This window comes from Nocardioides bruguierae, from assembly GCF_023554635.1.
Lineage (GTDB): Bacteria > Actinomycetota > Actinomycetes > Propionibacteriales > Nocardioidaceae > Nocardioides > Nocardioides bruguierae.
Genome location: NZ_JAMJPH010000001.1, coordinates 1 through 22,555 on the forward strand (window position 1 = coordinate 1; position 22,555 = coordinate 22,555).

The following is a 22,555-nucleotide window of genomic DNA, read 5'->3' on the forward strand; positions in this document are numbered from 1 at the left end:
GCCCCCCCCCCCTCGATCTGCTTAGCGCTGGCCGGTCTTGACGCCGGCGACGATCTGGTCGACGTTGTCGGCGGTCACCAGGGCCGGGCCGGTCAGGATGATGTTCGTGGCCGGGAGGATGCCGTACTGGTCGTACTGCCAGGCGGCGGAGACGGCCAGGAAGCCCTGGAGCCAGCCCTGCTGGTCCACGGCGAACAGCTGGGAGCCGTCGCTGATGCGGTTGAGGATGTTCTCGGAGATGTCGAACGAGCCGGCGAGGGCGTCGCTGCCGGCCTGCTGGATACCAGCAGCCGCGGCGTCGGCGTCAGCCGAGGAGATCGTCATGACGCCGTCGATGCTGGGGTCCTGCGAGAGGGCGCCCTTGACCGCGTTGGAGATGGCGGCCGCGTCACCGAAGGACTTGCCGGGGAGGACCAGCTGGTCGGCGGTGCCGCCGTTGGCCTCCATGCCGTCCTTGGTGCCGTCGCAGCGGGCCTCGATGTTGACCGAGCCGGGCGAGGTGTTCACGCAGATGACGTTGGTGGCACCGTTCTCGGCCAGGTACTCGCCCGCGGCCTTGCCGGCCTCGTACTCGTCGGTGCCGAAGTAGCCCAGGGCACCGGTGTTCTCGACCTCGGGCTCGCCACCGGCGTTGTAGAGGACGACGGAGAGGCCGGAGTCCATGGCGTCGGCGATGGCCGGGTTCTCGGCGTCCGGCACCCAGTCCGGGAGGGCCAGCGAGGTGCAGCCGTTGGAGACGGCCTGCTGGATCAGCTTCACCATGTCCGGGCCGATGTTCTCGTAGGTCGGCAGCGGCATCCAGGTGTAGTCGGTGCCGGCGTCCTGGACGGCCAGGGAGGCGGCGTCCGCGCCGTTCTTGACGACTGCGAAGAACGCGTCCGCGCCGCCGATGATGCACACGCTCTTGCCGCTGCTCTCCGAGGAGGCCGCGGAGGCGGTGCCCGAGTTGGAGGAGGAGGCGTCCGAGGTGTCGGAACCGCCGCACGCGGCGAGAGCCAGCGTGGCCGCCGCGAGGACGGTACCGGCCTTCGCCAGCTTGCCGGCCTTGGTCAGTGCGTTCATTCCTGCATCCCTTCTAAAAGGTCCTGCGCTCCCTCTTTGGAGTCGCGAGGTCTGGGGTGGCACTCGGAGGCGGGAGCCCTGCCCGAGTGCCGGTGAGGTGGAGGTGAGTGGTGCCAGACGGGGTCAGCGGACCCCGGCGTCGGCGGTGGCCTCGAGGAGCACGGCGTGGGTGGGCCGGATGCTGGACGACCCGAGACCGGCGCCGGCCGAGGACCCCGTGGTGAGGGTTCGGCGGTGCAGGCTCGCGATGTCGACGCCCAGCTTCATCTGATGCTCCTGAGAGGTCCCGCGGCGAGACGCCGAGACTCGACGTATCCGCATTCCGGTGACTGGCGACCGCTACGAGGTCGTTGGAGCAATTGAAGCCATGTGATCGGCCTCACGTCAACACTTTGTCGTGACATGCCAACAAAATTGTTTCCAGCATGTGTAGGGCTGAGCAGCGGCGACGCTGAAATGTCGCCGTAACGCTTGCGTGACCCCGCAGTGACCCCTCACAGTGACGCCCTAATGTCAGGCCAAAGGAGGCGCGGCGTGGTCCAGATCTCAGCTCGGCGAGGGGCGTGGCACACGTGTGCGCCCGGTTCTGACCCCATCGGCAGGCCGGCGGCCCACCCATGACGGAGCAGCCTGTTTCCCGGAAACCGCCTCGGACCTGGGATGATGGAGACGTGAGCGACCAGGGGGAGCCGACGCAGACGGCCGTGCTGCCACCGTTGGTGCTGGACCGCAACAGCCCCGTGCCGCTCCACTTCCAGGTGTCCCAGCACCTCGAGCAGGTGATCACCTCCGGGCAGATCCCGCCGGGCACTTTGTTCACGAGCGAGATCGAGCTGGGAGAAAGACTGGGCGTCTCCCGCCCCACGATGCGCCGCGCGATGCAGCAGCTGGTGGACAAGGGACTCGTCGTGCGACGCCGCGGCATCGGCACCCGGGTCGTGCGCCCCAAGGTGAAGCGCCCGATGGAGCTGACCAGCCTCTTCGACGACCTCAAGTCCGGTGGCCAGTCCCCCACGACCCAGGTGCTGGCCCTCGAGGAGATCGACTCCGACGAGGCCCTGGCCGCCAAGCTGGAGGTCAAGCCGGGCGAGCCGGTGGTCCGCGTCGTCCGCCTGCGCAGCGCCGCCGGCCGGCCGATCGCGAAGATGACCAACTACCTGCCCACCGGTCTGGTCGACTTCGACGCCGAGACCCTCGAGGAGCAGGGCCTCTACGCCCTGCTGCGGGCCCGCGGCGTGCAGATGCACATGGCCACGCAGGTGGTCGGCGCCCGCCAGGCGACGGCCTCGGAGTCGCGGCTGCTCGACGAGCCGCGCGGCTCGGCGCTGCTCACGATGGAACGCACCACCTACGACGACCACGGCACGGTCGTCGAGTACGGCAGCCACGTCTACGCTGCCAGTCGCTACACGTTCGAGACGAGCCTGATGCGGTCCTGACCGACCGCTGGACCCGCTCCCACAGCAGGCCCACACGCAGGCCCCGTTCCCGCGAAGGGACGGGGCCTGCGTGCATCCTGACAAGGCTCTTGCCAGGCAGTATGAGCCTTTGCTAATCATTAGCCATGACTGATTCAGCACGGGCGCTGGACGCGATCGGCACGCCTGCACGCCGGCGCATCCTGGAGCTGGTCGCCCCGCACGAGCGCAGCGTCCGCGAGCTCACCGACGAGCTCGACATGACCCAGTCGGCGGTCTCCCAGCACCTCAAGGTGTTGCGCGACGCCGGGCTCGTCGCCGTCCGCGCGGAGGGCACCCGCCGGCTCTACCGGGTCGACCTCGACCAGCTGGCGCAGGTCCGTGCGTGGGTGGACGGGTTCTGGGACGACGTCCTCGCCGCCTTCGCCCAGCACGTCACCGACACCAGCACCGAGGAGCACCGATGAGCACCGCACCCGTCCTGCGCAGCATCTCCGTCCCCGCCTCCCCCGCCCGCGCCTTCGAGGTCTTCACCGAGCAGATCGGCGCCTGGTGGCCGATCGCCACCCACGGGCTCTTCGGCGGCGAGTGCGGCTGGGTGGGATTCGAGGACGGGCTGCTCGTCGAGCGCGCCCTCGACGGTCGCAGCACCACGTGGGGCGAGGTGCTCGCCTGGACGCCGGGCCAGGTGCTCGCCTTCTCCTGGCACCCGGGCCGGGAGCCCGACGACGCCTCGGAGGTGGAGGTGCGGTTCCTCGCCGACGGCGACGGCACCCGCGTCGAGCTGGAGCACCGCGGGTGGGAACGGTTCGGCGAGCAGGCCGCCGAGCGCCGCCGCACCTACGTCGGGCCCGGGGCCTGGGGCTCTGTGCTCGAGCACTTCGCGGACGTGGCGGACGGCCCGGCCGCGCCCGTGCCCGGTCTCGCGGAGCTGGAGGCGGCGTACGAGACGTTCTTCGCGGCCGCGCTGGCCGGTCCGTTCGGGCCGGCACCGGCCGAGGGCGAGTGGGACGCCGCGTCCACCGTGGCCCACGTGACCCTCAACGACCAGGCGATGATCGCCGTCGCGAACGCGCTCGTGCACCAGCGCGAGGCGCGGTTCGACAACGTCGTCAGCCAGGACCCGGCCGTGCTCGCCGCCCACGTCGCCCGCTTCGCCGACCTGGACGCCCTCGTGGCGCACGGTCGCGCGGTGGCGACGCTCGCGTGCGTCGCCGCGGCCCGGCTGGACCCCGCCCAGCGCGAGACCGCCGTCCACTGCCGCCTGCTGCACGACGGCGAGGTCGTGCTCGACCAGCCGATGCCGTGGGGCGCCGTCGCGCTCGACACCCAGGCCTCCCGGCACCTCCCCGCCCACGTGCAGCAGCTCGAGAACCTCCGCACCGACCGGTGATCGAGCAGGCCGCTGGCCGAGGAAGGACGAAGTCCTGTCGCGAGACCGAGACCCACCGGTGACCGAGGTGCGAGGAGCACGAGCGACGAGCCACGAGATCCCTGCACCCGACCACGACCTCAGCCCACGGGCAGCGCCGCGTAGAGCTCGGTGTCGACAGGCTCCAGCCACTCGTTGCTGACGCCCTCACCAGGCGTGATGAACGCCAGGTGCGAGAACCACGACCCCGCCTTGGCACCGTGCCAGTGCTTGGTGCCGGCGGGCACGCGGACGACGGTGCCGGGCACCATGCTGATCGGCTCCTCGCCCTCCAGCTGGGCCCAGCCGCTGCCGGCGGTGCACATCAGGACCTGGTCGCCCGCGCCGTCGACGCCGTGGTGGACGTGCCAGTGGTTGATGCACCCCGGCTCGAAGGTCACGTTCGAGACCACGACGCTGCTGTCGGTGCTGACCGGCGCGAGGTAGCTCCGGCCGGTGAAGTACTGGGCGAACGCGTCGTTGGGCTCGCCGGTGGCGAAGGGCCGGTCGAACGCGGGCATGTCTCTCCTCGGTGCGGGTCGGTGCGTACGTGACCATGGTTGCCCGAGGCAAGCAGACCGCCGAGGGTCTGTCAGGACCCCTCTCCTGGTTCCCGACCTCGGGTACGCGCCTTCCGTGGGCGGCCGCCGGTGACGCTGGCGGCCGCCCAGTGCGTAGAGCCGCTTTCTTCAGGAGAGCCCGGGAGCCGCGGCAACGCCGCTGCGCACGACGGGCTCGGCCTCGCTCGAGGTGGCGACTCCCTCGGGCCGACCCTCAGCCGAGGCGGTCACCCGCACCGACATCCGGGCTCCTACGTCCTCCACCGTCGGGCGGTAGAGACGACCGGTCGCGCCGGCCACCTCGACCCCGTCACGCAGCCACTGGAACGAGATGGCGACGTCGGCGTCCCAGGCACCCGGGGAGGCGACCAGGCGTGCCCCGGTGCGGGCGGCACCGTGGATGGTCGGGTCGCTCGTCGCCGCCGGCGCCATCACCGGGTCGACCGCGCACACCGAGGTGAGCCGGTCGAGGTCCGCCGTGGTCTCGGCGGTCGGCGAGAGGACGTGGCAGCCGGCCCCGACCTCGACCTCGGCGTAGCCGCCGGCCGCCACGACCTCGCGCGGCGACCCGTCGACGTAGACGGTCGTCGCGCCTCGCGCTTCCGTCGGCAGACTCACGCTCGCCTGTGTGTTGCCGGGGACCGACACGACGAGGGTGGTGCCGTCCTCCCGCTGCTCGAAGGCGCTGCCCACGCTGCCGCGGACGGTGGGGGTCTTGATCGTGCCCCACTCGAGGTCTCCGGGGTGCGGCTCGATCCTGACGGTCTCGTAGCCCGCCGTGGCCGGCTGGATGCCGAACAACCCGGAGGGGATGTTGAAGGCGGGCGAGGCAGCCCACGGGTGGGAGTAGCTGGTGTTGGACTTCAGCGAGATGTCCCAGGCCTCCATCGTCGCGCCGGCACCGGCCTCGATCATGTTCATCCAGCTGCGGGTGCCGTCGGCGGTGAGCAGGTCGAGAGCGGTCTGACCGTCGTCGCCGTCGTAGAGCCCCTTGATCAGGAAGGCGGCGCAGTAGACGCTGCAGGCCATCCCACGGGACTTCACGTACTGGGCCACCGTGGCCTGCTGGTCGTCGGCCGGCACGCCGAACGCGAGGGCGAACGCGCTGGCGTGGACCGAAGCGTGCCCGGTGAGGTTGCCGGAGGCGTCCGCGCCGTCGTCGTAGGCCCCGGTCTCGGGGTCGTAGAAGGTCGCGTTGATGGCGTCCCGCAGGTCGGCCGCCTGGGCCGCGTAGTCGGCAGCCTCGTCGTCCTTGCCGATGGCGGCGGCCATCTCGGACATGTCCACGAGGGTGCGGTACGTGATGGCGTTGATGACGGTGTTGTACTGCCGGAACACGTAGCCGTCGCGCTCGCTCGTCGGCCAGTCGACGATGTCGCAGTCGGTGACGGAGTTGCAGCCGTTGCTGCCGGAGGTCTTGCGGACCAGGCCGGTGCTCTCCTCGATCCACTTCGACGGGAGCTTGGTCTTGAGGTTCTCGTAGTAGTCCTCGACCTGCTCGGTGTTGCCGGTCTGGCGCCAGGCGTCGTGGACGGCCAGGACGACATAGGCCGGCCACTCGGTGGGCCAGGTCCGGTTGGTCTTGAAGTAGTTCATGGAGTAGCGGCCCAGCGACAGGTCGTCCATGAGGTAGAGCGAGGACATGAGCTGCAGGTAGGCGTCGGCCTCGTAGTTGGTGCGCTCCCGCTCCCAGGAGTCGGTGTAGAAGTTGAGGTTCGTGGCCTCGATGGTGTTCTTCGACAGGGCGTAGACCTGGCCGAGGGCGTCGTCGGAGGACGCGAACGCCGAGGCGTCCTCGTCGAAGGGGTAGACCAGGGCGAGCGCCTTGACGGAGTCCGTCGTCAGCGGCTCGGGCGAGCCGATCACCTGGACGTAACGGAACGTCCGCATGCCCCAGGTCTCAACGTGCTGCGCGCCGTCACGCAGGGTCGGGGTGTCCAGGTAGGCGTTGCCCGCCGACGTCCGATAGCGGACGGAGCCGTCGTCGTTCAGCACCTGTCCGAACCGGACCTGCACCTCCCTGCCGGCGACCCCCTCTGCGACGTCCCAGGCGATCCCGCCCATCCAGGTGCGGCCGAAGTCGATGACCTGGCTGCCGTCCTCGAGCGTGGTGACGGAGGAGGCGTCGCGCAGCTGCTCGGTCACCTTGGCCATGGGCGCGGCCTGCAGGTCCGCGATGTCCGAGCGCTCCTCGGCGGGCTTCCACGCGCTCGCGTCGAATCCCGGCTGGTCGTAGCCGGTCGGGAACAGTCGCGCGTCGAGGTTCTCGCGCGGGGCGCTGAAGTAGCTGGTGCCGTAGCTGCCGGGCGAGCGGAACACACGGCCCGCCGAGAAGGACTGCCAGTCCGCCCCCGTGCCGACGACCTGCCGGGTGCCGTCGGTGTAGACGATCTCGAGCCGGCCCAGGAACCGGGCGTTCGCACTGCTGCTGTTCGCCACGACAGAGACCGTCGACGTCGTACCGGGCTCGAGCAGCGAGGTCACGTCGAACCCGTCGAAGCGGGTCTCGCCGCTCACCGGGGCCGTGGGGCCGAGGCCGACGAAGGTGCCGTCGACGGCAGCCTTGAAGACGTACTGCTTGGAGGTCCGCCACTCGGTACCGGTGGCGAAGAGGGTCGCCCAGGCGATGGGCTTGTCCGCCACGTCGACGTCCTTGCGGAACATCGCCCAGTCGTTGCCGTACCCGGCGAGCCCGCAGTCGGCGGAGACGGGGATGCTCAGCCGACCGCCGCTGACGGTGCCACAGGCGAACGGGTTCGTAGCGCTGACGTCGTCGGAGAACAGGACCTCGCCGGTCGCGCTGGTGACGGTGACGTCGTCGAGCAGGCCGGTCTCGGTGCGGCCCGTGCGCACGCCGACGATGCCCGAGCCGAACGCGGAGTCCGTGCGCTGGTCGACCTGCACCCCGTCGATGGAGGTGGTGATCGTGGACCCGGCCACTTCGATCGCGATGTCGGCCTCGGTGCCGACCTGGAGGGTGCCGGCCGGGAGGTCGACCGCGGACCCGAGGGTCGCGTAGCTGCCGTTGGTCTGCTTGTGCGGCACCAGGCGGTTGTCGCCACGGAACTGCCACATGTACGCGTTGTTGCCACTGACGCGGAACTTGATGCCCACGGCGACCGCAGTCACGGTCAGCTTCCCGGTCATCGTGTAGTCCGTCCACCCGGTGGTGGGCGAGGGGGTCCAGATCGGGGTCGCCGCGTCCCAGGTGGCGCCCGGACTGGTGCCGAACCAGGACGGCTCGGCCCAGTCGAGGGCGGTGTCGGAACCGTCCCAGACCCGCACCGACCAGTAGTAGCGCTGCGAGGACGACAGCTCGTCGCCGCCGTAGGCCACGTCGGTCTGCTCCGCGGAGGCGACCTTGCCCGAGTCCCACAGGTCGCCGTTGCCAGAGGCGGCCAGCTCGCGAGTCGTGGCAACGACGATCCGGTAGGCCGACTGGCGCGGGAGCGAGGTCAGCGTCCACGAGAAGGCGGGCGAAGCGAGGTCCTCGAGATCCGCCGGACGGTCCAGCCCGTCGACCTTCAGGCCGGTCGCCGCTGCGTCCCCGACGGACGACGGCCTTGAAACGTTGTCACCACTCGAAGCCGGCGAAGCCACGGCAATGCCGGTCGAGGCCGGTACCGCCAGTAGGGACGCCGTCGCCAGCGCCACCGCCGTCCTACGTACGACACCACGTCGTGTCGACTCCCACCTGCGCACGGGTGCATCCGATCTGTAGAGGGTCCTGGGCGCCCGCGAAGAAGAAACTAAGCATTCCTCTCACGTGACGGGCGTCACGCACGCTAAGTGAAAGGATTCACTTCGACAAGGACGTGACCGAAAGCGGACATCCCCGGTCCTGGCAGGGACGTTCCTCGGAGCCCCGCACGCAGGTCCCGGCGACGTGACCGGCCTGGCCAGGCGCAGACCAGGCGCAGACCAGGCGCGGACCAGGCGAGGGTGACGAGTCCGTTCTGGCCGAGGAGGCCCAGGGCGGCCACAGGACCAGCGGAACGCAGCGTGCGGCCGGCCGACTAAGACCGCATCTAAGGCTTTCCCCGATGCGCCCGGCGCCTCCCCCGTCGAACAATGCAGCCAGACGCATCGAGACAGGAGGGGCAGACCCATTTTCCGCGTGGGTTAACGTTCAAGAGATGACGTTGAACCATGTGCGCCGCGGAAGCGGCAGCCCGTTGTTGCTCGTGCACGGTCTGGGCGCTGGATGGCGATCTTGGTCCCCGATCATCGACGAGCTGGCCGAGAGCCGTGAGGTCATCGCCGTCGACCTGCCGGGTTTCGGCGAGTCGCCTCCTTTGACCGGCGAGGTCTCCGTCGCCACCCTGACCAACTCCGTCGCAGAATTCATCCGCGAACAGGGTCTGGACGGGGTGTCGACGGTCGGTCAGTCGATGGGTGGCCGGATGGTGCTCGAGCTCGCACGGCGAGGCGTCGGCGGCGACACCGTGGCATTGGACCCGGGTGGTTTCTGGAGCGACCGCGAGCTCGCCGTCTTCGCGGCCACGCTTCGGCCCTCGATCGCTCTGGTCCGGACGCTGCGAGGCACGCTGCCAGCACTGCTGGGCAACCCTGTGGGAAGGACGCTGCTGTTGGCGCAGCTGTCGGCGCGGCCCTGGGCACTCTCGCGCGAGACCGTGCTGCCGGATGTGCGCGGGCTGGCTGAGTCCCCGTCAACTGGCGCGGCCTTGGACGCCCTGACCAAGGGGCCCAAGCAGCAGGGTGCGCCGGCCGGCACCGTGCCCGGCCGGGTCACGATCGGTTGGGGTCGTCGTGACCTGGTGACCGTGCCGAGGCAGGCCGCACGTGCGACGCAGCTGTTCCCGGACGCGGTGCTGCACTGGTTCGAGCGGTGTGGCCACTTCCCACAATGGGACGCACCGCATGAGGCGACCCGACTGATCCTTGACCGCACCAGGTGAGGTCGGTCGCGCTGCCCGGCCCACGAGGGCGCATGTCGCCCTAGCCGCATCCCCAAGCGGGACGCGCGAACCTGCGTCACAGCGCCGCGAAGCGGCCATGTCCTACCGCCGCAACGACGATACCGATGCCGGTGCGGCCGCGAAGAGACCCCCGGGTCGTCGTGAGCCACGCTCATCAGCGCCGTCGCCGAACGGTCCCCGCACCTCGCCGCCTACTTCGGTCTCCTGCTCTACGCAGGTCTGCGCCCCGCCGAGGCCCGCACCCTCCAACGCGGCGACCTGACCCTCCCCACCACTGGCTGGGGCGAGCTGACCCTCAGCCGCACCCAGCAGCGCCCCGGCAAGTCCTGGACCAACGACGGCACCGGCGTCGAGACCCGTCAGCTCAAGCACCGCGCACCCGGCGACTACCGGGTCGTACCCCCGGACCCACGCCTCGTCGAGCTACTGACCCGACACCTCGACCGGTTCGACTGCGACGTCGACGGCCACCTCTTCGCTGCCCGCACCGGACGCTCCGGCGTCCCGTCGCCGAAGCCGTACAAGACGCTCGTCTCCGAGTCCACGCTCGGCCTCGCCTGGCAGCGCGCCCGCGAGGCAGCCCTCACCGAGCAGCAACAGGCCTCACCACTCGCCCGTCGTCCCTACGACCTACGCCACGCCTGCCTCACCACCTGGCTCAACGCCGGCGTTCCCCCGGCCCAGGTCGCGGGCTGGGCCGGCCACAGCACCCGCGTCCTGCTCGACGTCTACGCCGGCTGCATGGACGGCCAGCGACAGACCGCCCAGGCACAGATCGACGCCTACTTCCACACCAGCGACTGACGTCGCGGCGGCCAGCGAGCCGCACGTATCTCGGAACAGCGACCCGCTATTCCGACTTACGGCGGCTAAGTCGGATAGCGATCGTGGCGGCGTGGCGAGGCCGACGACGCCTACAGTTCCGGCGTGGACGCCGACGCTCGCGAGCACGATGACTTCACCTCGGCCGACTTCGTCCGGTTCCAGAGCCCGAGGATCGACACTCGGCTCGGCATCCACGTCGGTGCCTTCGGCCTCGTCAACATGCTGTTCAACCGCGGCCTCCTGAGCCCCGGCGACGCTGCCCTTCGCCGGGAGCGTCTCGACTGGTTCAACGCCGCGTTCGCGAACCCTGAAGACCGTGTGCCAGGCATCTTCACGAGGTACCCGCGTGCAGTGTCGTGGTTCAACCGGGCCTCGAGCGCGCACCTGATCGAGGCCATGGGCCCGCACTGCGACATCCTCGACCGCCACGGGATCGCGTGGGAGCAGGTACAGAGCATGCGACCCCAGCACGTCGTCTACGAGGACGAGCACCAGATCCTGGTCGCGCCCGCCGAGGCCTTCACCCGAGCCTGAGCCGGCGCCGGTCGCGCCAAACTTTGACACGTATTTGACACAGATCGCCGCACACAGCCGGTCACCGTCAGGCACAGCCGGACACGACGAAAGAGCCCCTGACCGGCGTTTCCGCTGGTCAGGGGCTCTTTGTCCTGCTGGTGGCAGATCCAGGATTCGAACCTGGGAAGCTTTCGCGACGGATTTACAGACCAACCACTTGCGCGCCATAAGCACGGACGCGGACGGTGGCACCGCCGACCTTGGGTGAACTTCGGGACAGTACGGCGGTGGCGGCACTCCACTCCGCCCACTATTCGTCCGCGCAACCGGTGAGGTCGAGGAGATGGCCCCTCTCAGTAATGTGCGAGGAACGGGGACAAGCAGTGACACCGTCGGACGCGGCGGGGACGCGGGGACGCGGCAGCCACCAGGATCCCCGCGGCCGCGCCGGCGCCGCAACTCGGTACCCAGAGAGGCGCCCTACGGAGCCTGTGTGGAGATCCGAGATCGGGACTTGTTCAGGGTGTCGCAATGGACCCGGACCTCATCGAACTGGAGTCGTAAGAGCTTCCAAAGCGTCGACTCGTCCATACCGGTCGCCAGTTTGTCCCAGTCGTAGCGCGTCCGCCACGACATGTCGAACAGGCTTCGGTACTGGATGCTGATCGTGGGGTACAACGCCGCGACAAGCTGGTTGGTACCACGCCCTCCGCCTCCGTCGACCGGCGGCATCGTGTGCTTGCGCGGATGCCTTTCGTCCCGGACGAGATCTGGTTCGTCGGCGAGGGACGAGTGAACCCACTGGTGACCGCTGTAGAAGAGCGGTACCGCGGCCCAATCGAAGTGCCCGTTAGCGGCAAGGAAGTCGGCCACTTCAAGGTGCCTCTTGGCCCTCGCGACGTGCCAGTTCCTAGCCCCCATCAGGCCTCGGCGAAGTTCTCGTCCACGACGGCGTCCAGCGGCAGGACGTCGAACTCGAGCGCAAACTCGTCGCTGTGGTCGCGCTCGAAGTCGAGCAGCGTCTTGATGGCCTCCATACGCGTGTCCCACTCGTAGCGGGCAAGGCAGGCGCCGACCCTTGCGATCCGTGGTGCGGACTCGTACCGAACGCTGAGGTGCGTCTTCCCGACGGGGACCTCGCGGAAGCGGTCCTCCAGTTCGGCGAGGATGGTCTCGCGAGTAGTCATGGTTGAACCTCCGGTTACAGGCAGTTGGAACGGTACACGCCATTGAAGCTCTGAGCACCGACATCGGGTCACGCTCACCTCAGAGGTCAGCTGCGGCCGCACGGGCCTTGGGCTCCGCCAGAACCCGCCATCGCCGGTCAATCTGGCGGGTCCGAATCCGCCGACACGGCCGACGACGAGCCCCCTTCGACGACCTCTTGGTGGATGCGCCAGACGTTGCGGTTCGACTGGTACACGTCTCGTAGTAGAACGGGCATCTTGTGCCATGCAAGGTGGCTCTCTCGCTCGCCCCAACCGAACGAGACGATCGCTCGTCCCTGGGCATACGTCTGAACACAGTCCTCGCGGATGTAGAGCAGGTGCCCCTCCCACCCGTCGAGAGCCGCGTAAGACTTCGTCGCCAGTCGTCCTTCCGGGTCGACCTGGTCGAAGCTCGCACCGACAGCGTGCAGTTGATTTTTAAGCGACAGGAAGCGGTTGGGCAGGTAGGCGAACGCTTGATTCTCCGCACTGTGGTGACCTTCCCATGCGAAGGTGTGCGCAAGGGACTCGAACGGGACGCTCTCGTATTTGGGCCACTTGCGCCTGGTTCCGGCAAGGGCCCCGCCGTACTCCGTGATTAGCGCGTCAAGGGCAGATCCGCCCTCGTCGCCGTCCTCGCTCTCCCCTTCGTCGCCGTAGATCCGAATCTCATCGAAGTACAGGTCTTCGTCATGGTGCGGATCGGCCGCCGACTCGCCACCACTTAAATCCACAGAAGTGGGGCCTTCGTCGTCCCCGAAGGCGGCCGCAGTCGATGGTCTCGTGGTTCCCGCCAAGTCATCGCCCGACGTTGCCATCCGCGGATGCCACGGGACCTCACCCGCGAACAGGTAGTAGGAGGTCGGCAGGTCGATAATGTCCCGCCCCGGATGCCTAACCGTTCTCCACCATTCGAGCAATCGGTCGAGGTCCTCGCGTTGGACCGCGACAGTGTTGAAGAGTCCGAAGGTCCTGCGCCCGGTCTCGCCGTCCGTTTCAGTCAACTCAGCGTGCACTAGGACCCATGGCCCCGTGTCACCGTCCAGGACCTCGCGATGCAGCAGGTGGTCTGGGGTGTCCACGGGGCCGTACAGCAACCAGTCTCGGTCGTCCTCGGGCGACTTTGACACCCAGGTCGAGATCGTCACGGGTGCCGGTGATGACGGTTGGGGGAAAGTCGGATCAATATCGACTTCGAGCCACGGGACACGACTTCCATGCGCAACGAGCTCACCGGAGACCAGATAGAACCCGATCCATCCATACTTTTTCCCATATCGCTCGACGCGTCCTGGGTTTCGGTCCGGGCCGCTACGTCCGACGAAGGAGTCAACATCGCTGAAGAGCTCCATGCGCCATCCCAGGTCATAAACCACGCCGAGAACCTGCGCGGTCGCTTCCGCGTGCCCTCGGTGCTTATTGTCGTAATTCCTACGGTCGTCGAAGAGCCGGCCGATGGTGTAGTTGCCGAAGTCCATCTGAATGGTGTGGTCCACCTCCGCCCGCCGCGGGTCACCTTCAGGCAACGGCTCGGGGAGCGGAGCGTCCGCGAAGACAATGCCGTCGACCGCGTCGCCTGGTACCGCCTGTGGGTTGTGCTGACGGGCGAACTCGAACGTGCCGGCGATGTAGTAACGGATCAGGCGGTGGTAAGTCGGTGCGGACGGCTCCGACCCGGAGACAGTCCGCAGCAGGCCGTGGAGGTAGTCCCCCAAGATCTCGTCGAATCCGGGGGTGTGCTGCTGATGAGCTGTGACAACTCCGTAAGCCGAAGCGACCATCCGCTCGCCGACGTACGGATCGTTGACGGTGAGGGCGTCGAGCGCCAGCGCGCACAATCCGGCGGGGTCGTGGCGGCCGTACCAGTACAAAGCCGCCGTGGCCGCGTCGCGAAGGTCGCGCACGGTGCTGGTCAGCACCCACATGAGCCACCGGGCTCGTAGCGCATCTCCCGCAGTGCGCCGGGTATCGCTCTGCCAATGGGCCCGAAGCGCGCGTGCGTCCGAGAGGACAGCGCCTTGAGCAGTCCTGAGCCACTCAGACCACAGCAGGTCTCGGTCCCCGACGGCCATCGGGCCCAAGATCGAGTCGAGGAACTGTGCGTTCAACGGGTGCGACTCCACAGCCCGGACAGACTGGAGGCGCGTCCAGAGCGTCCGGCCACGGCCAAGGGACGGCAGATTCCTTACAAACGCGCCAACGGTTTCCTTGTCGACGTTCCCCGCTCGGAGCGTAGTGGTGCGCAGCAACGCCCCTGCCGCGACAGACGGGTCGAGCGCCTGCCAAAGGTGACCCCGACCCGACTCGGGTAGAACGTACGTCAGGCCGTCGAGAATGTCGGTCGCAAGCGAGTGCCTTTCCCCGCTGGGCCCGAGCAACCGAGCGGTGAGCTCGGGCGTACTTAGGGAGTCGACGAACTCCTGCCCGCCAGACCTGACCACAGCCGACGCCAGAATGTGGCCCGCGAGAAGGTCGTAGGCGACCGCGACCCTCGAATCGTCGCCGGCGGCAAGTCGAGTTACGCCAGCCTGAGGGGCAACTTCCAGCGGCGCCTGCCGGATCAACACGCCCTCCTGTTCGAGCGCGGTCAGGATGCCTTCGTTCCAGCGCCGTTCCGTGTCGCCGAATAACTCCCGCGTGCGGGCCTTCCCAACGTCGCGAGCGGTGGTCTCCCACAGCTCCATGCCGAACTGCTCAAGCGCCCCCAGCACGTCCTCGCGGCTGAGCCGAGGGTTCAGCTGCTCGATCCGCTCGGCGACGTGAAGCAGGTAGGCGTCGAACATCTCGTTTAGGGAGCGAGGAAGGTCCACCAGCGACACCCGCACCTTGCGATCGGGGTTAGCTACCGAGCAGTAGATCCGCAGAGCCAACGGCCGTCGCAGCAGTTCGCGCGGAAGGTCGACCCCAAGAGCGTCGATATTGAAGTAATCGAAATACCTTGCGGCGGCCTCGTCCAGATTTTCGTAAAACCCTTCGAGTTCGACGAAGTCATTGAGTGATGAAGGGATAGAACTCTGCACGAAGTCGCCGCGGATCGTGCACACGACCAGCACCGAGGAGTACTTCTTCAGCAGCGCGTGCAGCCTGCTCAACAGCGGCTTCCAAGCCGCCGGCGACTCCGCCTCGTTGAGGCCGTCGATGACAATCGGTATCCTGCATCGCGCTCTGGACGCGGCGGCGTCGACCGCCGCAAGGAGCGCCTCGAACGTTTCCACCACCTTGCCCGCCAATGAGACTTGGGACGCGAAACGATCGAGGGTGTCGCGGGCACTCAGCAGGCGGCCATGCAGAAGGACACCGGCGGGCCGAGAGGACGTTTCGGTCGTCAACTTCGCGGCGAGCTGGGTCTTTCCGTAGCCGGCATCGCCGGTCACGACAGCGAGTCGGACCTGCAACTGGTCAAAGACGTCGTTCGCGAGGTCGCTGGCCCGACGGGCATGAGCAACCAGATTCGTGCATGCGAGCGAAGCGGGATGGTTCATGGCCCTAAGCCGACGTAGCGCCGAGGGCGTGCGGGGCGGTGGCGCCGGGACCTCGACCTCGTCGATCTCCAACCAGCTACCATCACCATCCGAGCCGAGCCGTTGGTGAGCCTCTGCGAGAAGGTCGCAGATCCTCGCCGCCGTCGTCAGCAGTTCGTCAAGCTCTGCCTGCATCGGCTTAGGAAGTGGGCTTGCGACCACCTCCCGCTCGATAACGGCGGTGAATTTCTCGATCTCCGACCCAATGGCCGCCAAGTGGGTCCAAGCTTCCGGCTCGGCCAGCATCCGCCGCAGCGTCTGCTCGGCCTCGGTGATCTGGTGCACCTCGGGGAACCAGCGCTCGCTCACCTCCTCGACTGAACCTCCCTGCAATACCTCCAGGCGATGTGGCGTCAGGATGAGGTCGCCGAAGAACGTCTCTCGCAGCAGCGCCGCCTCCCCGGTAAGCAGAGCAGAAAGTTCCTCGGCGACTGCGTTGTGAAGCCGGACCCCGGGAGCAAGGTCGTCGTACCATTTCTGGTCAGTTGGGGTCAGGGCCCGACGCGTGCATAGCACCCAGTCCGTCAACCGCGGTAGGTACTTCTTCGTGGTGTTCAGCGAGTCCTGGACATCCGTCCGCCGGTTGACGCCGATCTGAGTGCCGGACCCGATCCTCCACCACTTGGTCTGCCACCCGTACCAGCGGCCAGGCTCGCCGAGATGGCACTCTTGCTCGAGTTCTAGATGGAACTCCACACCCGGCTGTTGAGCGCGCGCACGGAACCGTCCGTATCGGGCGTAGTTGTGCTTGATCGCTCCACGCCACAGCAGCTCGAAGTTCGTTGTAGAGTCGCCCGGTAGTTCCTCGAAGCGGTCCCAGTTCAGTTCCGTCATCGTCCCGACACGCCGACGAGGACGTCCTCTGGCTTCGGAAAAGCGATGTCCTGGCTGCGGCTCAACGCGGTCACGTCACCCGCCCGTATCCGGTGTCCTTGAAGTCGTGACCGGAATACATTTCTAGCTTTGCACCCTTGTCGAGGAGCACCTTGACGAACGCGATGACCTCAACCTCGTCAGTCTCGATCACGATCTGGTCGCCCGACAGGCTCACCTTCGTGTCGTCGTACAAGAACTGCTCAAAGTCGGCGTAGGTAAGACTGTAGATCTCCGCCTCGCTCAGGATCTTGAACAGTTCGTCGCTGAACTCCACCAAAGGGTCCCCGATGACAAGCCGGCCAGCCTTCTCCTCAGCTTTCGCCCCTTCCTTCAGCCGATCCAGGATGCGCTTCGCTGCTCGCGCGAACGTTACGTCCTTGAACTGGCCGATCATCACCAGGTTCATCGAGTGTTCGGTCCCGAATCCGTTCCAGAGCTTCATGCCGCGCCCCTTACTGCGAGTCGGTCAAAAGCCGCCAGGACACCGTCCTCGGTGACTGGCTCACGGATGGTTGAGTACGAGGTCGTACGTGCTGACCCAGTGGCGTCAATATGGGCATACGACCGCAGACCTACTTCCTTTGGAAGCGCCACGGCGGTCGGCAATCCCGAAGCCTCACCTGCCGAAACGGCCAACGGCACCGGTCCCGCGTAGGCAAGCACCCAAGTTCGCAGCGCCGACACCACCTCAGGTGCCGCGCCCGGCCGAGCGCTGGTGGCTTTCTCGGGCAGGAGTAGCAGTTCGGAAGCCGCGTGGGCGGACGCGAGTTCTGCGACCTGAGTGAGCTGATCGATGGTGTCTTCGTTCACGACACAGTTCAAGCCAATCGGGAAAGCCTGGCTGATGAGGTCTAGACGGTCGCACAAGGCGTCGAAACTCCGCCGTCGCAGCCGCTCGTACGTCGCTTCGACGCCGTCGACGCTGATCCGGACGAAGTGCACGGCGCCGCGAAGCCGCTCGATCAGGTCGGCGTCCCACCTATGTCCGTGCGTGGTCATCGTGACCGCCATGCGCGTCTGGTCGGCAGCGAAGGCACACACCTCGGCCAAATGTCGATACAGGGTGGGTTCCCCGCCGCCGAATCCGACGCCGAGGGTGCCGGCAGCATCGAGTTCGGTGATCCATGCACGGAGACGGTCCGGGCTAAGCCGGGCGTGGTGCTTGGGTGCGTAGCAGTACGCACACGCCAAGTCGCAAGCGTTGGTCAGAGCGATCGACACCTGACGGGGGGCTGGAGACCATCGCTCTTCAGGCACCGTCACCTCGTCGACCAGGACGTTCAGTCCGCTCGATCGGTCGAAGAAGTGGACACCGTCAGGCCCAAACCGACACTTCACCCCGTGCGCCCTTTCATTCCAACGGCCGTCCCGCGAGCCAGGTGGTCAGTCTGCCATTGATCCCCATTTTCTGGCGTGGGGTCTGCTGCACGAACCGGTCTCACTCTGGCCCGGTGGCAACTGCACCTTGCCCCCTCTCAACGACACGGACAAGCAGCCCGTCCGGCAAACACATGCCATCGCCCTCCCCGCCCACCAGGACTCGACGGACCTGCCAGGCCGAGAGATCGGGTACCCGAAGTTAGACCCACACACCTAGTGCATCACCGGGATGGTGAAGCGTCCGTACGAAAGTGCGGGGCGGCGTAAGTGGGTGTGGCCAGCGCTCGCGAAAGCGCCGGCTTCAGCGTCCTCACAGCCTGCCCAGGACATGCCGGGTGCGCCCAGGCCGGGGCTGGCAGCGCTGGGTGCCGTGTCAGTGTCCTGCTGGATTCCGGCATTGAAGCCGACTTCGTGAGCGACGTGCTCGTCGATGTCGGCATGAGCCAGCCAGTCGGGGAACCGCCGATCGGTCGGTCTGCGCCAAGTCGTTGCCGCCCCGCGTGCGAGCCAGTTGCGGATGCCATCGCAACCCAGGCCAGCCAGAGGAGGGTCCATGTCGGGGGCGGCTCCGAGGTCCGTGCCCACACGTGCCCCGATCCCGTGTCCGCCGTGAAGCGCCATGCGGCGCGACGGGTGGATGCCCATTCAGAGCACCAGCAGGGGTGCCGGAACGACACCCGGGACGTAAGGAACACGACCAAGGTGTCGCCTGGGAATGCCATTTATCGGGAGAATGCCATCACGTTGCCTTGACATAGACCAGGACAATCAGGGCGATGACTGCTGCAGCACCGTGGCAATCCGCGTCTTCCCACGGGGGCTGTCGCGTCGGAAATCCACTGTCATCCCCCAGCCCACAACGGCGCCCGCGAGGAGACCGAAGAGGCCGGGGAGCCATCCTCCATAGGCGAAGTATCCGCATGCAAAGCCGATCAGAGCAGCAGCATCAGCCAACGCCCACGGGTGGCCCGCGATCCACGCGCGGCTCCGTTGCTGCGCTGGGGACAGGCTGTCAGAGTCCCGGCTCAAGGCGTCAGCTCTTGGTCGGGTGGGTCTGCTTGTGTTCCTTTCGGAGGAAGTGCATGCCGGCCAACCAGGCCGCGACGCCGACAAGAGCGAGCCAGAAGACCGTCCACTCGCCGCCAATGACGACACCGATCAGGCCTCCAACCGCGGCGCCGGCCAGCGCGCCATACGTCAAGTACACGGGCTCGCGGGGGACAGGGGCGTCATGAGTACTCACAGGTCTCTCCTGAATTCATGCGGGCAACTAGTAACGACCTCACCAGTCGTCGACGGCCGTTGCCTCACCCGCTCGTTGGCCGCGAGAGACGGCACTGTCGAAACGACTCCGCCGTCCGGTGACGCCGCGCACCGTGCCGAAGCAGATCCGTCCCATCAGCGGCGGCTGTCAGAATCCCGCTGCAATCCAAGCGCAAGAAAGGCGCACGCCCCCACCACCCACACGAAGGCAGCAACATATGCGCCCGGCTCATCGGCCCCGCCGGCAATGCCGGCTACCTGGCGCACAGCCAGGACTCCCCAGCCAACTGCCACCACGACTGCCAGCCAGCTTCTCCAGCGTCTCAAGGGCAGTCCTGGCCGACATGCGGACCCGAAGGGATCGTGCCGTAGACAGCGGACTCAAGCGTCCACTCATAGTTCCGACGCAACGCACGTCTCCTGAGTAGTTGGCAGCGGAGAACAGCCCATCAGCGGCTCGGCATCGCGGCCTCACCCCTCAGGCAGCCCACGGGCCAGCGCCTCGCACCACGAGACGTGGCTCGGATGCCACCGAGCCGCTAGCTCAGCCGCGGATAGCGTCCTGCACGTCTGGTCGATCCAGCATCGCGATGCACCAGGTGAAGTGACCGTCCGAGCCGTCATCCCCGAAGCAGCACGCGGTGATGAGCGCGTAGGCCGCTCGGTAGACGAGCAATCGGTCGCGGGCGTGGCCGAAGGCCGCGCACCAGGCATCGTCCAGGGTCCGCTCCATGTCCCGTGCGCGAGGGCCCCACATGTCGTAGACGCTGGCGGCGATCGCAGCGTCGAAGGCCGGGTCGCCGGCGGTGCTGAGGAAGCCGAAGTCGAGGACGGCAGTGGCGCGGCCTCCCGTCCTCAGGACGTTGGCAGCGATGAGGTCGCCGTGCACCAGCGTCGGTGCCGCCGGCTCCAGCGAGCGAAGCGCAGCGATCGTGCTCGCCGCGGTCGACTGCACGGGTGGATGCGCGGCGGCCAGTGCCGACTCGAACCGCGTCACCTGGCGTGCCACCAGGTCGGCGAGCTGCGTCTCGAACGCGGCGCCAGGGCGGAAGGCGGGCTCGCCCGGTAGCATCGGGAGCGCGAGAAGTGACGGTCTCGCCGGAATCGCGGCCAGCGCGGCGAGAGCCTCCGTCATGACGTCGATGTCGGCAGCCAACAGATCCGGCGACGAACCATCGGCCTGCCAGACCGGCTCGCCGGCGAGGCGCCGCTCGATGGAGATGAGGTTCCCGTCCACCTCCCGCAGGTCCACGATGAGCGGGAGCATCACCGATGAGCCGGCGGAGCGTCCTGCCTCGATGCCCTCGTAGAACGTCCGCAGCAGGTCGAGGTCCGCGCGGGAGCGGCTCGACCAGACCTTGACCGCGGTGCCGTCACCCAGGTCGAGGACGACGCCCTCCACGCCCCGGCCGAGGACGCCGACAGGGGTCAGCCCGGCAGCCCGCAGGACCCGGATGGCAGCTTGCTCATCGACGGCCACGCCGCCACTGTGGCATCCGGCTCGCGTCGAGGCATCCGAGATATCAGCGTCGCCCGCGGTACCGGCCCGACGCACTCCCTTGGTTCAGCTCGCGCACGAGTCGCTCCAGCGCCCGCAAGGTCGGCTCCCACCGTGGTTCGTCGGCGACGGCGCTCGCCTGCTCGGTCAGCGCGTCGAGCAGGCGCCGCACGGCAGCCGGTGACGAAGCGACCGCGGCGACGCACTGCTCCAGCCCATGGCTCGCGGGCACCTGCCGCACCTCCACCGCGATCGCACCCGCGACGGCCGCGCGGCGCTCTTCGTAGGCCGCCCGCCGACAACGCTGCGAGCACCAGACACGAGGACGTCCGCGGCCCGTGTGCGGCAACAGGTCTCCGCACCGCGGGCAGGCGCTGGCACGCGCGGGTGCCGGAGGTTCGTCCGTCATGAGGCGAGCGTGGTGGTGAGCCCTCACCACAGGTCTCACCACGGACCTGGCCTGTGGAGAACGCGCCCCTCTCCACAGAAGAAGTCCGCCGGTGAGCAGGCGAGCCGCAACCGGGTCACGGTCGTGGACACATCCACGACGAGAGGCCGACCATGCACGACGACACCGACTCATCCCTGCGGGTCCGGGTCTGGGACCTGGAGAAGTACGAGGGACGCCGTGGCACCAGCTACCGCGTCCGATGGGCCGTCGAAGGCCGACGGCACGGCACCACCTTCCCCACCAAGAAGCAGGCCGACGTCTTCCGCGGTCAGCTGCTCGCAGCCGTGCGCGCCGGCGAGGCGTTCGACCTCACCAGCGGGCTCCCGATGTCGACCGTGCGAGCCGCGAGCCCCGCCCGCACCATGACCTGGCTCGGACTGGTCGAGACGTACTGCCAGGCCAAGTGGGGTTTCGCCTCACCACGCCACCGCAAGGGCATCGCCGAGGCCCTTTCGCTGGCGACGCTCGGCGTCCTGGGTGACGCCAACCGACTTGGGCGTCACAAGCGCACGGACCTGACCTCGGCCGTCAGCTACGGGATCTGCGCCCGAGGCACTACCGCAGCCACCTACGACCCGACCGCACTGGCAGCGCTCCGCGCCGGCGACGTCCCGGCCACCCGCATCGCCGACCCGCTCGTCCTGCGCCAGGTGCTCACCACCCTCGGCACCCGCATCGACGGCCGGCCCTGCGCCGCGTCCACCGTGCGCCGGCGGCGAGCCACCCTGCACAACCTGCTCGAGTTCGCCGTCGAGGCGCAGGTGCTGTCGACCAACCCGCTCCACGGCATCAAGAACCGCTCCTACTCCGGTGTCACCCGCATCGATCCCCGGGTCGTCGTGAGCCAGGCACAGGGAGCCACGCTCATCAGCGCCGTCGCCGAACGGTCCCCACACCTCGCCGCCTACTTCGGCCTCCTGCTCTACGCAGGTCTGCGCCCCGCCGAGGCCCGCACCCTCCAACGCAGCGACCTGACCCTCCCCACCACTGGCTGGGGCGAGCTGACCCTCAGCCGCACCCAGCAGCGCCCCGGCAAGTCCTGGACCAACGACGGCACCGGCGTCGAGACCCGTCAGCTCAAGCACCGTGCACCCGGCGACTACCGGGTCGTCCCGGCGGACCCACGCCTCGTCGAGCTGCTGACCCGACACCTCGACCGGTTCGAGTGCGACGTCGACGGCCACCTCTTCGCCGCCCGGACCGGACGCTCCGGCGTCCCGCTGCCCAAGCCGTACAAGACCCTCGTCTCGGAATCGACCCTGTCACTGGCATGGAAGAACGCCCGCGAGGCCACGTTCACCGAGCAGCAACAGGCCTCACCACTCGCCCGTCGCCCCTACGACCTACGCCACGCCTGCCTCACCACCTGGCTCAACGCCGGCGTCGCACCCGCCCAGGTCGCCAGCTGGGCGGGGCACAGCACCCGCGTCCTCCTGGACGTCTACGCCGGCTGCGTCGACGGACAGCTCGAGACCGCGCAAGCGCAGATCGACGCCTACGTGCACGGCAACGTCCGAGATCGCGCGGATCGGTGACCCCGCGTATCTCGGAACAGACCGGCAGTATTCCGGAATAGAGTGGACTAACTCGGAATAGCGCGGCAGTGTTCCGACTTACAGGGCACGT

The 22,555-nt window shown here is 67.9% G+C and carries 16 protein-coding genes; 6 read left to right on the forward strand and 10 right to left on the reverse strand.

Going from position 1 to position 22,555, the window contains the following annotated elements; all coding sequences use genetic code 11:
- Positions 1-21: 21 nt before the first annotated feature.
- Both M8316_RS00005 and M8316_RS00010 read right to left on the reverse strand, forming a co-directional pair.
- The gene (locus tag M8316_RS00005) at positions 22-1,062 is read right to left on the reverse strand and encodes a substrate-binding domain-containing protein (protein ID WP_250050817.1); all 1,041 of its coding nucleotides are present in this window, start codon (positions 1,060-1,062) and stop codon (positions 22-24) included.
- Positions 1,063-1,185: 123 nt separating this feature from the next.
- A complete protein-coding gene (locus M8316_RS00010) occupies positions 1,186-1,329 on the reverse strand; it encodes a hypothetical protein (protein ID WP_250050819.1) in 144 nt (47 codons plus the stop codon).
- Positions 1,330-1,733: 404 nt separating this feature from the next.
- Here M8316_RS00010 and M8316_RS00015 point away from each other — a divergent pair, with 404 nt between their 5' ends.
- The 3 genes from M8316_RS00015 (at position 1,734) to M8316_RS00025 (ending at position 3,873) form a co-directional block, all read left to right on the forward strand.
- Positions 1,734-2,501, forward strand: coding sequence for a GntR family transcriptional regulator (locus tag M8316_RS00015; protein ID WP_308195927.1), 768 nt, complete (start codon positions 1,734-1,736; stop codon positions 2,499-2,501).
- A 125-nt stretch (positions 2,502-2,626) separates the two neighbouring features.
- Entirely contained in the window at positions 2,627-2,947 is a 321-nt protein-coding gene (locus tag M8316_RS00020; protein WP_250050822.1) for an ArsR/SmtB family transcription factor, read from the forward strand.
- On the forward strand, positions 2,944-3,873 hold the full coding sequence (locus M8316_RS00025) for an SRPBCC family protein (RefSeq protein ID WP_250050824.1): 930 nt from the start codon (positions 2,944-2,946) through the stop codon (positions 3,871-3,873). The genes M8316_RS00020 and M8316_RS00025 overlap by 4 nt, the downstream gene beginning before the upstream one ends.
- Before the next feature lie 119 nt (positions 3,874-3,992).
- Here M8316_RS00025 and M8316_RS00030 read toward each other — a convergent pair whose 3' ends face one another.
- On the reverse strand, positions 3,993-4,412 hold the full coding sequence (locus M8316_RS00030) for a cupin domain-containing protein (RefSeq protein WP_250050826.1): 420 nt from the start codon (positions 4,410-4,412) through the stop codon (positions 3,993-3,995).
- Positions 4,413-4,580: 168 nt separating this feature from the next.
- Positions 4,581-8,051 carry a family 78 glycoside hydrolase catalytic domain gene (locus tag M8316_RS00035; RefSeq protein WP_250050828.1) on the reverse strand — a complete coding sequence of 1,157 codons (3,471 nt, stop codon included), beginning with the start codon at positions 8,049-8,051 and terminating at the stop codon, positions 4,581-4,583.
- A gap of 536 nt (positions 8,052-8,587) precedes the next feature.
- On the opposite strand from M8316_RS00035, the gene M8316_RS00040 reads away from it, so the two are divergent.
- A complete protein-coding gene (locus M8316_RS00040; protein ID WP_250050830.1) occupies positions 8,588-9,370 on the forward strand; it encodes an alpha/beta fold hydrolase in 783 nt (260 codons plus the stop codon).
- A 948-nt stretch (positions 9,371-10,318) separates the two neighbouring features.
- Positions 10,319-10,750 (forward strand): hypothetical protein, encoded by a 432-nt coding sequence (locus M8316_RS00050; RefSeq protein ID WP_250050832.1) that lies wholly within the window; start codon positions 10,319-10,321, stop codon positions 10,748-10,750.
- Positions 10,751-11,212: 462 nt separating this feature from the next.
- On the opposite strand, the gene M8316_RS00055 is transcribed toward M8316_RS00050, so the two are convergent.
- The 6 genes from M8316_RS00055 to M8316_RS00080 form a co-directional block, all read right to left on the reverse strand.
- Positions 11,213-11,605 carry a hypothetical protein gene (locus M8316_RS00055; RefSeq protein ID WP_250050834.1) on the reverse strand — a complete coding sequence of 131 codons (393 nt, stop codon included), beginning with the start codon at positions 11,603-11,605 and terminating at the stop codon, positions 11,213-11,215.
- A gap of 47 nt (positions 11,606-11,652) precedes the next feature.
- Entirely contained in the window at positions 11,653-11,919 is a 267-nt protein-coding gene (locus M8316_RS00060) for a hypothetical protein (protein WP_250050836.1), read from the reverse strand.
- 137 nt (positions 11,920-12,056) lie between these two features.
- Complete coding sequence (locus M8316_RS00065; protein ID WP_250050837.1) at positions 12,057-16,295, reverse strand: NACHT domain-containing protein; 4,239 nt, start codon at positions 16,293-16,295, stop codon at positions 12,057-12,059.
- A 70-nt stretch (positions 16,296-16,365) separates the two neighbouring features.
- A complete protein-coding gene (locus M8316_RS00070) occupies positions 16,366-16,779 on the reverse strand; it encodes a DUF6375 family protein (RefSeq protein ID WP_250050839.1) in 414 nt (137 codons plus the stop codon).
- A complete protein-coding gene (locus M8316_RS00075) occupies positions 16,776-17,558 on the reverse strand; it encodes a radical SAM protein (protein ID WP_250050841.1) in 783 nt (260 codons plus the stop codon). Before M8316_RS00075 ends, M8316_RS00070 begins: the two co-directional genes overlap by 4 nt.
- A gap of 1,966 nt (positions 17,559-19,524) precedes the next feature.
- On the reverse strand, positions 19,525-20,382 hold the full coding sequence (locus tag M8316_RS00080) for a phosphotransferase (protein WP_250050843.1): 858 nt from the start codon (positions 20,380-20,382) through the stop codon (positions 19,525-19,527).
- Positions 20,383-21,039: 657 nt separating this feature from the next.
- On the opposite strand from M8316_RS00080, the gene M8316_RS00085 reads away from it, so the two are divergent.
- A complete protein-coding gene (locus M8316_RS00085; protein WP_250050845.1) occupies positions 21,040-22,464 on the forward strand; it encodes a tyrosine-type recombinase/integrase in 1,425 nt (474 codons plus the stop codon).
- Positions 22,465-22,555: the final 91 nt, after the last annotated feature.